Source organism: Dermabacter vaginalis (assembly GCF_001678905.1).
In the GTDB taxonomy this organism is placed as follows: Bacteria; Actinomycetota; Actinomycetes; order Actinomycetales; family Dermabacteraceae; genus Dermabacter; species Dermabacter vaginalis.
This window is the reverse complement of the sequence record NZ_CP012117.1, coordinates 929,843-943,260: the sequence shown is the minus strand read 5'-3', so window position 1 is coordinate 943,260 and position 13,418 is coordinate 929,843. Positions and strand designations below refer to the sequence as shown.

At 61.9% G+C, this 13,418-nt stretch carries 10 protein-coding genes; 5 read left to right on the top strand and 5 right to left on the bottom strand.

The genetic code is table 11. From position 1 onward, the window contains the following. Positions 1–17: 17 nt before the first annotated feature. Genes DAD186_RS03975 through DAD186_RS03965 form a run of 3 tightly spaced genes read right to left on the bottom strand, consistent with a single transcriptional unit; the run spans position 18 to position 2,922 of the window. Positions 18–806, bottom strand: a complete 789-nt coding sequence (locus DAD186_RS03975) for an SIR2 family NAD-dependent protein deacylase (protein WP_065247593.1) — start codon at positions 804–806, stop codon at positions 18–20. Between the two features lie 8 nt (positions 807–814). Further along, the gene (gene trpS, locus DAD186_RS03970; protein WP_208854276.1) at positions 815–1,915 is read right to left on the bottom strand and encodes a tryptophan--tRNA ligase; all 1,101 of its coding nucleotides are present in this window, start codon (positions 1,913–1,915) and stop codon (positions 815–817) included. Positions 1,916–1,920: 5 nt separating this feature from the next. Then, positions 1,921–2,922 carry a LacI family DNA-binding transcriptional regulator gene (locus DAD186_RS03965; RefSeq protein ID WP_065247592.1) on the bottom strand — a complete coding sequence of 334 codons (1,002 nt, stop codon included), beginning with the start codon at positions 2,920–2,922 and terminating at the stop codon, positions 1,921–1,923. A gap of 205 nt (positions 2,923–3,127) precedes the next feature. Here DAD186_RS03965 and DAD186_RS03960 point away from each other — a divergent pair, with 205 nt between their 5' ends. The 5 genes from DAD186_RS03960 to DAD186_RS03940 all read left to right on the top strand — a co-directional run bounded on the left by DAD186_RS03960 (position 3,128) and on the right by DAD186_RS03940 (position 10,673). Further along, the gene (locus DAD186_RS03960; RefSeq protein ID WP_065247591.1) at positions 3,128–4,399 is read left to right on the top strand and encodes a sugar ABC transporter substrate-binding protein; all 1,272 of its coding nucleotides are present in this window, start codon (positions 3,128–3,130) and stop codon (positions 4,397–4,399) included. Between the two features lie 119 nt (positions 4,400–4,518). Then, complete coding sequence (locus DAD186_RS03955; protein WP_065247590.1) at positions 4,519–6,102, top strand: ABC transporter permease subunit; 1,584 nt, start codon at positions 4,519–4,521, stop codon at positions 6,100–6,102. Between the two features lie 24 nt (positions 6,103–6,126). After that, a complete protein-coding gene (locus DAD186_RS03950) occupies positions 6,127–7,023 on the top strand; it encodes a sugar ABC transporter permease (RefSeq protein ID WP_065247589.1) in 897 nt (298 codons plus the stop codon). Between the two features lie 7 nt (positions 7,024–7,030). Further along, positions 7,031–8,980: a glycoside hydrolase family 13 protein gene (locus DAD186_RS03945; RefSeq protein ID WP_236886284.1), complete on the top strand. Its 1,950-nt coding sequence runs from the start codon at positions 7,031–7,033 to the stop codon at positions 8,978–8,980. Positions 8,981–9,044: 64 nt separating this feature from the next. Next, positions 9,045–10,673 (top strand): glycoside hydrolase family 13 protein, encoded by a 1,629-nt coding sequence (locus DAD186_RS03940; protein ID WP_065247588.1) that lies wholly within the window; start codon positions 9,045–9,047, stop codon positions 10,671–10,673. 81 nt (positions 10,674–10,754) lie between these two features. Here DAD186_RS03940 and DAD186_RS03935 read toward each other — a convergent pair whose 3' ends face one another. Beyond that, on the bottom strand, positions 10,755–11,555 hold the full coding sequence (locus DAD186_RS03935; protein WP_065247587.1) for an IclR family transcriptional regulator: 801 nt from the start codon (positions 11,553–11,555) through the stop codon (positions 10,755–10,757). A 75-nt stretch (positions 11,556–11,630) separates the two neighbouring features. Next, entirely contained in the window at positions 11,631–13,385 is a 1,755-nt protein-coding gene (locus DAD186_RS03930) for a BCCT family transporter (protein WP_065247586.1), read from the bottom strand. Positions 13,386–13,418 lie beyond the last annotated feature (33 nt).

Here is a 13,418-nt window from a genome sequence, read left to right as displayed (position 1 = left end):
CCGGGGCAAAGGCGCGCCTAAAACGGGTCCAGGAAGGGGTTGCGCCGTTCGCGCACCCGGTGATCCGCCCACCGTGCGAGCACGGTGTGCGCATCCTCCCGGACCACGTAGTCGAACACGCCCGCGAGTCGAGCCGAATCGGCGTACGGATCAATGCACACGGTCACCGCACCTGAGGCGCGCGCGAGCGGCGCAAGCAGCGAAGCCGGCGCGACAGTGTTCGACGTGCCAACGGCGAGGAAAACGTCGCAATGACGCGCCGCGTATTCGGAGTACTCGAGCACCCCGCTCGGGAGCATTTCACCGAAGATGACGATGTCGGGCCGCGTCAGCGCACCGCATTCGGGGCACTCGCGCGGCACCCCGTAATGCTCGGGTTCAGACGGATCCCGGGCGTGGTCGAGATGCACCGCAAGGTGCGCGCGCCACGTACACGCGGGATTCAGGCACACGGCCTCACCCGCGCTCCCGTGAAGCTCGGCGACCTCATGCGAACCGGCGAACTGGTGAAGCCCGTCAACGTTCTGGGTCAGAATCGTGGCCTCGAGCGCGGCGAGAGCTCGGTGACCGGGGGTTGGGCCAGCAATGAGCGCCTTCTCGAAAACGCTCCCCCATACCCTCCACAGGATCGGGATGTTGCCCGGAAGGCGATCCACGTCCATCGCTTCCTCAAGGTCGGGATTCTCCTCCCAGATACCTCCTGGTCCGCGGAATGTTGCGAGCCCCGCTGCGGCGCTCAGGCCCGCGCCGGTGAGGGCAACGACGCGCTCGTGGTGGGGCCGAAGTTCAAACTGACGAGTGCTCACGCGTGCGCTCAGTACCGCATACCCATGCGGTCACGAACCTCATCGAGGGTTTGCACCGCCTTTTCCCGTGCCCGCTCAGTTCCGGCGCGCAACACCTCAAAGAGGTAATCGGGGTGAGCCTCGAGTTCGGCGCGGCATGCGCGCACGGGCTCAAGATGGGCGTTGAGGGCATCGGCGCACATCACCTTGAGAGTTCCTGCGCCTTTATCGCCGATTTCTTCGGCGATGTCCTCGGGGGTGCGATCCGTGCACTCGGCCGTAATCGTCAGGAGATTCGACACCTCGGGGCGGTTTTCGGGATCAAACGTGATGAGGCGCTCCGAGTCCGTCTTCGCCTTCTTGATCTTCTTCGCGGTTTCCGAGGCGGTCATCTTGAGCATGACCGAATTACCGCGCGACTTCGACATCTTGTCGCCATCGAGGCCGAGGATGACCGCGGCCTTCGACAGGAGCGCGTCGGGCTCCGGGAAGTACTTCTCCCCGCCCGCAAAGCGGTCGTTGAAGCGGCGCGCAATAAGGCGGGTTTGCTCGATGTGCGGGAGCTGGTCCTTGCCGACGGGCACCAGATTGCCATGGCAGAAGAGGATGTCGGCGGCCTGGTGAACGGGATAGGTGAGGAGGAGGCCGCCCATGGCAGTCTTGCCTGCGGCCTGCATCTCCGATTTCACGGTGGGGTTGCGTTCAAGCTCCGGCTGCGTGACGAGCGAAAGGAACGGAAGCATGAGCTGATTGAGTTCAGGAACCCCAGAGTGCGCGAAGATCGTTGCGCGTTCGGGGTCGATACCCGCCGCAAGATAATCGGTGAGAAGCTCGCGCACCGAGCCTTTGATGTCGCCCGACACGTCGCGGTCGGTAATCACCTGGTAATCGGCAACGAGGAGCCAGGTCTCAACCCCCTGCTGCTGCAGTCGCACCCTGTTCTTGAGGGTGCCGAAGTAGTGGCCGATATGCAACGCACCTGTGGGGCGATCGCCCGTGAGCATGCGGAAGACCGACGGGTCCTTCGCGAGTTGCTCTTCCACTTGGGCATTGCGCCTAAGCGCCGCCTCGTAGGTCTTGTTCGGGATTTCGGCGATATGGGTCGTGGGGGCAGAGTCCGTGGTATTCACGCTTTTTAGCCTATCGTGTTCGCGGGCGGTGAGGTGGTTTGGCGAACCACGAGCTCCGGGCGCACAACGAAAACCGCGCGCGGGGCTTGCCTCGACTCCCCCGCGGCACTGCTGACGTTGCGGATGGCCGTTCGCGCGATGGCCGGCACCGGCTGGCGAATCGTTGTGAGGGCGGGAGTGTGGTGCGCCGCGAGGGGAATATCGTCGTACCCCACGACCGACATATCGGCGGGGACTCGCAAACCGAGATCGCGAATCGCCGCAATCGCACCGATCGCCATTTGGTCGCTTCCGCACACCATCGCGGTGCAGCCCTGATCGTAGAGTTCGAGGGCGGCCTGGTATCCACCCGCAAACGAAAAGTCGGTGTAGGCCACGCATCCATACTCGTGCGGCCAATACTCCTCGAAAGCCGCGACTTTCCCGCGCACTGGCCACGAGTGCTCATCCCCCACCGCGAGTCCCACACGTGCGTGTCCAAGATGCCGCAGGTGTTCGAGGGCAAGGAACACCGCTTTCGAGTCATCGGTGCTGATGAAGCTCGCGTCGAAGCCGGGCCGTACGCCGTTGACGAGGCAAAGCTTGATACCTCTCTTCGCGAGGGCCAAATAATGCTCGATGCTCGTTTCATCATGAGCGTGCTGACCAGAAACGAGCACGATTCCCCGAGCGCCGGCGCGAATCAGTCGTTCCATTGACGCCGCCTCTTGCTCCTCGCTGCGGGCGTTGATGCTCACCAGGGTCTCGAGATCAGCAGCGTAAGCCTCGGCCTCAAGCCGCTCGAGAAAGAGCGGGAAAATGGGGTTTTCCATGTTGGGCATGACGAGGCCCACGAGCGGAGCAAGATCATCAAGCGCATCGTCCGTTCGACCAAGTGAGCGGGCGACTGAAAGAACCTTGTCGCGCGTTGAGGCATTAACCCCGGGTTTTCCTGCAAGAACGCGCGAGACAGTCGCTTCGCTCACGTGGGCTTTGCGCGCGATGTCAATGAGTCGCACCTTTGCCATGCGATCCCTCCGAGCCGAAAATTCTCACGTGCGAGGGGCGCCTGTGCCAGAATTCCGCTCCCGCATGCGGAGAAAAACCTTACTGCAAGATTCTTGCGATATTTCGGTTATTTTTGCACAGTTTTCGTTTCCCCGCTACTGTGAAACCACGACAGATCCCCGTCGCCCCCGCATCCGCGGGACCACCATTTCAAAGGAGAACACGGTGAAGATTCGCCGCAAGACTTTCCTCGCTGCGAGCGCAGCAACCATCGGCGCTACCGCCCTTGCCGCCTGTGGCGGCAACAACTCGAACTCCGGCTCGTCAAACGCTTCTGATGGCGGCAAAGACGGCGCAGCCGAAGCACCCGAGCGCGCCGATGCGGACCTCGTCATCTGGACCGACGAAAAGAAGGCGAACTCACTAAAGGACGCCGCCAAGAAGTGGGGCGAAGCAAACGGCATGAGCGTCGCCGTGCAGATCGTTGCCACGGATCCGCAAGCAAACTTCATTACCGCGAACCAGGCCGGCAACGGCCCCGACATGATCCTCGCGGCCCATGACTGGATCGGTAACCTCATCCAGAACTCGGCGATCACCCCCGTGCAGCTGAGCGCCAAGGCGACTGAGAGCATCGACGAGATCGGTATAAAGGCCGCGACATACGAGGGTCAGGTCTACGGCCTCCCCTACGCGGTCGAAACCCTCGTCCTTTACTCGAACAACGCCCTCACGGACGTTCCCGAGCCGAAGACCATCGAGGAACTCGTCGAAGCCGGCAAGGCCTCGGGCGCAGAGGATATCCTCTCCCTTCCGATTGGCGAAGAAGGCGACGCCTACCACATGGAGCCCCTTTACACGTCGGGTGGCGGCTACCTCTTCGGTAAGACCGCCGAGGGCGACCCGGATCCTTCAGACATCGGCGTGGGCAAGGAAGGCTCGATCGCTGCCGGCGAGAAGCTCAAGGAACTCGGCGCCGAGGGTGTTCTCAAGACCTCGATTACCGGCGAGAACTCGATCGCGCGCTTTACCGACGGCAAAGCCGCCTACCTCATCTCGGGCCCCTGGGCGCTCGCAGACATCCAGAAGGCCGGTATGGACTACACGATGAGTGCGATTCCCGGCTTCGAAGGCATGAACCCGGCCGAGCCGTTCGCTGGTGTCAACCTCTTCTTCGTTGCGGCGAGCGGTAAGAACGCGGTCAACGCCCAAACGTTCCTCCAGTCGATCGCCGAGGATTCGACCGTGATCGAGGAAATGTTCCCGATCAACCCGCTTCCCCCGGTCAACAAGGAAATCCAGAAGAAGCTCGCGGGCGAGCATCCCGACATGATCAAGAACGCCGAGCTCGCCTCGAAGGCGCTGCCGATGCCCGCGATCCCCGCGATGGCTGCCGTGTGGCAGCCGCTCGGCATTGCTCAAGCGAACATCGTCAAGGGTGCCGACCCCAAGGACGCCATGGAATCCGCAGGCGAGCAGATCAAGTCGCAGATCTGATCCCCGCGGGAGACTTCCCCTTGACACTCACGCGTGCGGGTGGGGCACCGGGCTTCGGCCCGTCGCCTCGCCCGCGCGCGTGACCCCGTACTTCGCCCCTCTAGGAAGGGTCCACGCCCATGACCGCAACGGATGCGCCCGCGTTCAAAGAACGCTCCACGTCGCTTTTGCCCCTGATCCTCAAGATTGTTTTCCTCGGCGCGGTTCTCGCCACCGCGTGCTGGCTTGTCCCCGTGCTGATCGGCCTCAAGCTGTGGATGTGGCTCGCGATCACCATCGTCGTCACGATCGCGATTTTCTGCATCTACTCGACTAAACGCTTTATCCCCGCGAAGTACATCTTCCCGGGAACGTTCTTCCTTCTGGTCTTCCTCATCACGCCTATCCTCCTCACCGTGAACTACTCGTTCACGAACTACGGTGACGGCACGCGCGGCACGAAGGAGCAGGCAATCGCTTCGATCACCGGCAATTCGGTGAAGGAAGTTGAGGGCTCGACGCGCTTCAACGCGAGCGTTGCGACGACCGGCACCGCCGCCGACGGCCCGTTCGAGCTGTATCTCGTGAATCCAGAAACGGGAGAGATCTTCCACGGAAGCACCGAGCAGCCGCTTGAGAAAGTCGATCCGGCCGACGTCAAGGTCGAGAATAAACGCGTCGTTGAGGCCGGTACGGGCGTCCAGATCCTCACAAACAAGGAGATCAACCAGGCAGGAAAGAAGGTCCTCGAAATCGCCGTTGAAAAGAGCGATACAGAGGCGATCCGCTTGCTCACTCCGACGATGGCCTTCGAGGGTACGAAGGTCATGCGCTATGACGAGGCGTCCGACACGATCAAGAACACCGAGACCGGTGAGACCTGGTCGGTCAAAAACGTGAACGGTAGCGATCGTTTCGTGAGCGATAAAACCGGTCAGGCCCTCTCCCAGGGCTGGCTTCAAGGAATCGGTCTTGATAACTACGCGCGCTTGTTCACCGATGCCAAAATCGGCGCGCAGTTCTTCCAGGTGTTCCTGTGGACCCTCGCCTTCGCTTTTCTGAGCGTCGCCACGACGTTTATCTTGGGGCTTTTCCTCGCGCTCGTCCTCAACGACGACCGTCTCAAGGGCAAGCGACTGTACCGCTCCTTCTTGCTTCTCCCCTACGCGGTTCCGGGGTTCATTTCGCTCCTCATTTGGTCGAACTTCTACAACAAAGACTTCGGCCTCATCAACAATTTGTTGCACCTCGACATCAACTGGCTCGGTGATCCAACCATGGCGAAGGTTGCCGTGCTTCTCACGAACCTCTGGATGGGCTTCCCCTACATGTTCATTATTTGTACAGGCGCACTCCAGTCGATCCCCGAGGACATCAAGGAGGCCGCGCGCATCGATGGCGCGAGCCGCTTCCAAACAACCGTGAGGGTCATCGCCCCGCTCTTGCTCGTCGCGGTGGCACCACTTCTCGTCTCATCCTTCGCGTTCAACTTCAATAACTTCAATGCGATCCAGCTGCTCACGGCCGGTGGCCCGTTCATCGGAAACAACTACACCGCGGGTGGCACCGACATCCTGATCTCGATGATCTACCGCCTCGCCTTCGGCGGCTCCGGCGCCGATTTCGGCTTCGCTTCCGCGGTGTCGGTCGCACTGTTCGTCATCACGGGTCTGCTCGCCGCGCTGCAGTTCCGCGCGACGCGCGCGCTCGAGGACATCAACTAGGGCGCATGGGGTAGGAGAAAAACAATGGCTAAGAAAAATCCCGAAGGCTTCCAGCGCACCAACAAGATGCCGTTTGGTCACTGGTTCCTTGAAATCGGTTGGCGCCACCTCGTGGGCATCGGCGCGATGATTTTTGCGGCAATCCCGATCCTGTATGTCATTTCGGCGTCGCTCAATCCGCTTGGCACGGTGAGCTCGACCTCGGTGATCCCAACTCAGTTCAGTTTGGTGCACTTCGAGACTCTCCTGAGCGGCGCACGCGGAAACTTCTTGCAGTGGGCCCTGAATACGGTCATCGTCTGCGCGGTCGTGTCGTTCACGCAGATCTTTCTGTCGCTGCTTGCGAGCTACGCCTTCAGCCGGATGCGGTTCAAGGGACGCCGCGGCGGTCTCCTCGCGCTTTTGCTGGTCATGATGTTCCCGGCGATCCTCTCGATGATTGCGGTGTACACGATGATCGCGGATCTCGGTCAAGCGATTCCGTTCCTTGGTCTCAACTCGCTTCCGGGCTACATCATCGTGATGCTCGGCGGTTCGCTCGGCCAGGTGTGGCTCATCAAGGGCTTCTTCGACACTGTTCCGAAGGAACTCGACGAAGCCGCCATCATTGATGGCGCGAGTCACTGGCAGGTGTTTTGGCGCATTCTCGTGCCGACCCTCACGCCGATTCTCGCGACCACCTTCGTGCTCTCCCTCGTGGGTGTCATGAGCGACTTCCTCCTCGGTTCGATCTTCCTCACGGATGACAGCAAGAAGACCCTCGCCGTGGGCCTTTACGGCATGCTGCAGGGTGACCGCTCGAACAACCTCGGCATCTTCGCCGCTGGCGCTGTGATGACGATGATCCCAGTCATCGCGCTGTATCAATTCCTCCAGAAGTACATCGTTGGCGGTTCGACCGCCGGCGCGGTGAAGGGCTGATCTTCGCGTGGAGATTCCCGCTCATTCCACGGGCGCCCTTCTCGCGCGCGAACCGTTTCATGACAGTTCGCGCGCGGGGGTGCCGTCCCGCTCCGCTGGTCTCGGTGCGTCCGTTCCGCTTCGCGTATGGGTTCCGGATTCGGTGGAGAATCCGACGGTTGTTTTGCGCCAGGTGGTGGACGGGGAGCCGCGATTGGTTACATGCACCTCGGGCCATTCCGACGGTGCCGGACGCTGGTTTGAGGCCGAGCTTCTCGCGCGCAACCCCGTGACGAAATATCGTTTCCTTATTTCCGGGCGCGAGGGCGATCGTCCCGTCTATGAATGGCTCACGGCCGCCGGAATCGCCGACCACGACGTGTCCGACGCTCACGATTTCACGTATCTCGCGTGTGGCTCGAAGGCACCCGAGTGGCTCGAGGGCGCAATCGTGTACCAGGTGTTCCCGGATCGGTTTGCACGCTCAGCCTCGAGCGGGAAGCTTCCGAAAGACGCGCTTGCTGAGTGGGCACTTCCCATGCAGTGGGAGGAGCCATGCGAGGAAAACGGTGAAAAAAATGGCCGCCAGATTTATGGCGGCGATTTGAAGGGACTCGAGGAACGGCTCGATTACCTCAAGGATCTCGGCGTAAGCGTTGTGTACATGTGCCCGATCTTCCCCGCGGGGTCGGCGCATCGATACGACGCCTCGACGTTTGACCGGGTTGATCCATTGCTCGGTGGCAACGAGGCGCTCGTGTCGCTCACCGAAGCCGCGCATGAGCGTGGCATGAAAATCATCATGGACCTTACTACGAACCACACTGGCAACACGCACGAGTGGTTCAGGAAGGCGCAAGCGGACGCGACGAGCGAAGAAGCGGGCTTCTACTTCTTTACGGAGCACCCCGATCGCTACGACGGCTGGCTCGGCATTGATTCGCTTCCGAAGCTCGATTACGACAGCGCTGCTCTTCGCGCGCGGATGTACTCCGGGGAAAACTCGATCGTTCGCCGTTACCTCGAGTCCCCGTTTAACGTGGATGGTTGGCGCATCGACGTGGCGAACATGACGGGCCGCCATGGCGAGCAGGATCTCACCCATGAGGTCGCCCGCGACATCCGCGAAGCCATGCGTGAGGGCACGTGGCTCGTGGCGGAGCATTTCCACGATGCCTCAGCCGACCTTGCCGGTGACGGCTGGGATGGCGCCATGAATTACACGGGCTTCACGAAGCCCCTGTGGGCGTGGCTCAGCCCCGAAAAATCCACGGTGAATTGGCTCGGCCTTCCCATGGGGGTGCCGAAACTGTCCACGCGAGCGGTGCTCGCCACGCTGCGCGATTACAATGCTCAGCTCACATACGAAGCGCGCTTACACTCGCAAAACCAGCTGTGCTCGCACGACACTGCCCGCAGTCGCACCGTTTTCGGCGATCCCGATCGTCACGCGGCGGCGCTCGGCGCTCTCGTGGGACTGCCTGGTGTCCCCACGTTGTTCGCTGGCGACGAGCTTGCACTCGAGGGTAATAACGGCGAGCATTCGCGAACGCCCATGCCGTGGACCGCTATCGATACGGATACCCTCTGTGAGCACCAACGGCACTGGCGCGACCTCACGGCCGCGGTTTTCGCTGCGCGCAGCGCCTTCAAGGCTCTGCAAAGCGGGGGGCTGCGTTGGCTACACGCAGGCGAGGACTCGCTGACGTTCATGCGCACCGACCGCACCGAGCCCGTGCTCATTCACCTCGCACGTGCAGCACACGACGACATCGCCCTTCCGGAATCGCTCGTGCTGGCCTCACCCAGCGGGCACGACAGCGCCGCCGTGCACTCCCCCGGCGTCTCTCTTGAGACCATGAGTGCAGTAAGCGGTGAGCAAGCGTCGGACCAGATCATGACCCTGCGAGCCGAACGCGCAGGTTTCCTGATCACCCCCATGCGGCCCCTCGCGGCCGCACCCATTCGCGGCCACTGAGCCGCCCCAACTGTTCCCGCCCGCACCTCGCGGGCACCCCGTACAACCCAAGGAGGATTTCCACATGGCCAACGAATGGTGGCGCGACGCCGTTGTTTATCAGGTGTATCCGCGCTCGTTCGCTGACGCAAACGGTGACGGCATGGGCGACCTGCCCGGTATCACCGCAAAACTCGACTACCTCAAGGATCTGGGCGTCGATGCCCTGTGGCTCTCCCCGTTCTACACGTCGCCACAGAAGGACGGCGGCTACGACGTCTCCGATTACACCGACGTTGATCCACGCTTCGGCTCGATTAGCGACGCCGACGCTCTCATCGCCCGCGCACACGAGCTCGGCATCAAGGTCATCGTCGATATCGTTCCGAACCACTCGAGCGACCAGCACGAGCTGTTCCAAAAGGCCCTCGCGGCGAAGCCCGGCTCCCCCGAGCGCGACATGTATATGTTCCGCGACGGCAAGGGCGAAAACGGTGAGCTCCCGCCAAACAACTGGCAGTCGATCTTCCACGGGAGCGCGTGGACGCGCGTGACGGAGGCCGACGGTAAGCCGGGCCAGTGGTACCTCCACATCTTCGATACCTCCCAGCCCGACTGGAACTGGGAGAACCCCAAGGTCCACGAGCTTTTCGAAGGCGTCCTGCGTTTCTGGATGGACCGGGGGGCCGACGGTTTCCGCGTCGACGTCGCGCACGGCATGGTCAAGCCCGAGGGACTTCCCGATGCTCCCGAGGTCAAGGAGACCGCCATGCTCGATACGGGCGATGACGAAGACATCCCCGTATATTTCGATCAGGATGGCGTGCACGAGATCTACCGCGAGTGGCGTGCAATCATGAACGAGTACGACGGCGATCGCATGATGGTGGCCGAAGCGTGGGTGCCGAAGAACCGCCAGCACCTCTACGTGCGCCCCGACGAAATGCACCAGATCTTCAACTTCGGCTTCCTTCAGGCCGGTTGGAGCGTCGAGACTCTCACGTCGGCAATCATGGAGCCGCTCACGTTTGCGAACGAGGTTGGCGCCCCCACGACCTGGGTGCTCTCGAACCACGACACGATCCGCCACGCGACCCGCTACGGCTTCGATCACGGCTACCGCTTCGGCGAGGGCCTCTCGCGCGAGGAAAAGCCTGATTTCGAGCTCGGCGTGCGCCGCGCACGCGCCGCGACTGCGCTCATGCTCGCCCTGCCCGGATCGGCGTACCTCTACCAGGGCGAAGAATTCGGCCTTCCAGAGGTCGCGGACATCCCCGACGAGCTGCGCGAGGACCCTGCCCACAAGCGCGCTGGTGTTCCGGGCCGCGACGGCTGCCGCGTGCCGCTCCCCTGGGAAAAGGACGCCCCCGCCTACGGTTACTCGCCGACGGGCGAGGCGTGGCTCCCCCAACCCGAGATCTTTGGCGAACTCGCCGCAGATCAGCAGGCTGGAAAGCCGGATTCGACACTCGAGATGTACCGCACGGCCCTGCGCCTGCGTCGCGAGCTCGAGCTCGGCAAAGGCACCGACGTCACCATCAACGATTCGCTCGGCGAGGGCATCCTCTCGCTCACGTCGGGCCCCGTCACGGTGCTCGTCAACACGACCAGTGAGGACGCACCGCTTCCCGCAGGTGCCGAGGTCCTCTTCGCCTCGGTCCCGGACGCGAAGAATACTCTCGCCGCGAACTCGACGGTGTGGATCAAAAACTAAGCACCGCGTGCGCCTAAAGGCGCGATGCTGAGCTGGCAGGCGTCGGAACCGGGAAGCCCCCGGGACCGGCGCCCGCCGCCTTTAACGGAAGTTTTCGGGGGTAAACCCCATGCTTCTGCCGATTTTCTCCGCCGCCTCGCGCACGGCTGGGCACAGGGAATCGAGGCGTGCATTCGGCGTGCGAAACGCCGGCGCGGCGAGCAGCAGGGCCCCCACGATGCCGCCTCGGTGATCGAAAATGGGGCTCGCAATGCCGATTTCGTCGTCGTTTGAATCACGATTATTGACGGCGACCTGGTCTTGGCGGATGTCTTCAAGGCGCTTCTCGTATTGTTCACGATCCCAGCCGGCTGCTTCGGGCTGTGCCTCACGTACCCCCGCAGTCTTGAGCCCCGCCTCGCCCCCGCGCCACGCATGGAACACACGCACCGTCGCGTGTTCGAGTGAAAGGTAGCGCGTACCGATCGGGGTCACATGGCGAATCATCTCTGTGCCCTGCACCTGCTCGACCACGATTGCCTCCACCCCGTCAAAGACGCACAGGGAGACGGTCTCGCGGGTGTGCGCAACGAGATCTTTCATGATCGGATACGCGAGCGAGCGCAGGTCGAGGTGCGAAAGAAGAGGGCCGACGATCGACAAGAGCCCCCAGCTGAGCCGGTACCGTTTCGTCTCGGGATTCTGGGAGACCATCCGCTCGGCCTCAAGCGTGCGGAGTGTGCGGGACACGCTCGACTTATGGAGTCCGACGGCTTCTGAAATTTCGGTGACGCCGCATTCAGGCTCATCGACGGTAAAGCATCGAAGGATGGCCGCGACGGTCGAAATCGTGGAGTTCGAGCGCGGTGCCTGAGGCGCGGTGTTCGTGGTCGCTTTCGTCATGACGGCTCCATGCTAATCACCTTGAGAGGGCCCCTGCGCAAAGCGGGGACCCTCTCGCAAATACTGTGATGAGCGTTATGACTTCTCGGGAAGGCCCGGGATGTCGTCGGGAATCTCCTCCGACGGAAGCGGAAGGCCATGCTCGTCGACCGTGAAGTCCTCGGGGCGTACCTCGGGATCGTTGACCTCACGCTCGAGCAAGCGGGTTTCGCGGTCGCGATGACGCAAGCGCCTGAACAGGTTGATGATCATGAGCAGCACCACGAACGAGAAGGGGAACGCGCCGATGATCGTGCCGGTCTGCACGGTGTCCACAACCGAATCGGAGCCGAGCGAAAGAAGCACGATTGCGACGACGGCGATCGAGACGACAAGCACAACCCTGAAGGCGCTACTCGCCTTTTTCGGGGCGTTCACGAATTCCGCGAGCGCGTACGTACCCGAATCCAGTGAGGTGACGTAGTAAGTGCCCACGAGGACGGTCGCGACGATGATGAGGATCGTGCCGATGTAGGGAATCATGCCGAGCATCTCAAAGAGACCCGCCGCGTTATCAATACCCACCGCTTCGGTGACGGCACCCCCACTCTTCTCGTCGTAGAACATCCCGGCCGAGGCGATGATGCCCACCCACACCATGACGATGATCGACGGCACGATGGTCACGCCCACGACAAACTCGCGGATCGTGCGGCCGCGCGAGATGCGCGCGATGAAGCCGGCAACGAAGGGGCTGAACGCGATCACCCAGCACCAGATGAACACGGTCCACCAGCCGTTCCAGCTGTCCTGCCACGAATCGATCGGGGTCATCGTAAGTTCGGGCGCTGTAAAGAAACTCATCGAAAGAAAGTTGCTGATGAAACTTCCCGATGTCTGCACGAGGTTCGAGAGGATGTAGACCGTGGGGCCGAAAAGCAGCACGCCGAGCACGAGCACAACGGAAAGAATCGTGTTGAGCTCAGAAATGCGTTTCATGCCCTTATCCACTCCCATAAAGGCGGAGAACGCGGCAAGAACAGCGAACACGGCGATCACGATGAGCCACACCGTGTTGCCGCTCTCGAGACTCGTAAGCGAGCTGAGCCCCGAAGAGAACTGGATGGCAGCGAACGAGAAACTCGTGGCGAGACCGAGGACGGTCGCGATGATCGCGAGCATCTCGATGACCACACCCGCGGGGCGCTGGGCCTTCTTTGGAAGGATGTCGACGGTGGCCTCCCTAAAGGTGAGGGTCTTACCGAGGTTGTGGTGCGAGTACGCGAGGCACGCGGCGATACCGCCGTAAATGGCCCACGCGGTAAAACCCCAGTGGAAGTACGTCCACACGATGCCGCCCTCACCAGGGTTCCCAGTGATCGGGAGGATCGCCGAATCCTCCTTCATCATGATGGGCTGGGCGAGCGACCAGAAGATAAGGCCGATGCCTTGACCACACGCGAAGAGCATCGAATACCACGCGAAAGCCGAGTGCTCGGGCTTCGCTTTCGGGCCGCCGAGCCGCACCTTGCCGAGCTTGGAAAAGGTGAGCCACACGCACAGTGCTACAGCAAGCACCGAGTATGCGACGAAGTACCAGGTCCATCCCGCCGTGATGTGTGTGCGAAGACCGTCGATCACGTTCGCGGTTCCGTCGGGATTCACGACAACCGCGACCACCACGCACACGATGAGAACCGGTGGCAGCGCCTTGATAAAGAGGGAATCAATAGGCGGGATGATCGAACCGCGGAAGCGAGGGAGCTGTACCTCCGTGGTCTGGGTACTCGGTTCCTCTTGTGATTGCTCTGGCCCTACCTGATCCGGTTCGGGCTTTCTCGGTCGGGGCATAGTTCTGTCCTTCGTTGAGGGCGGACGCCTATG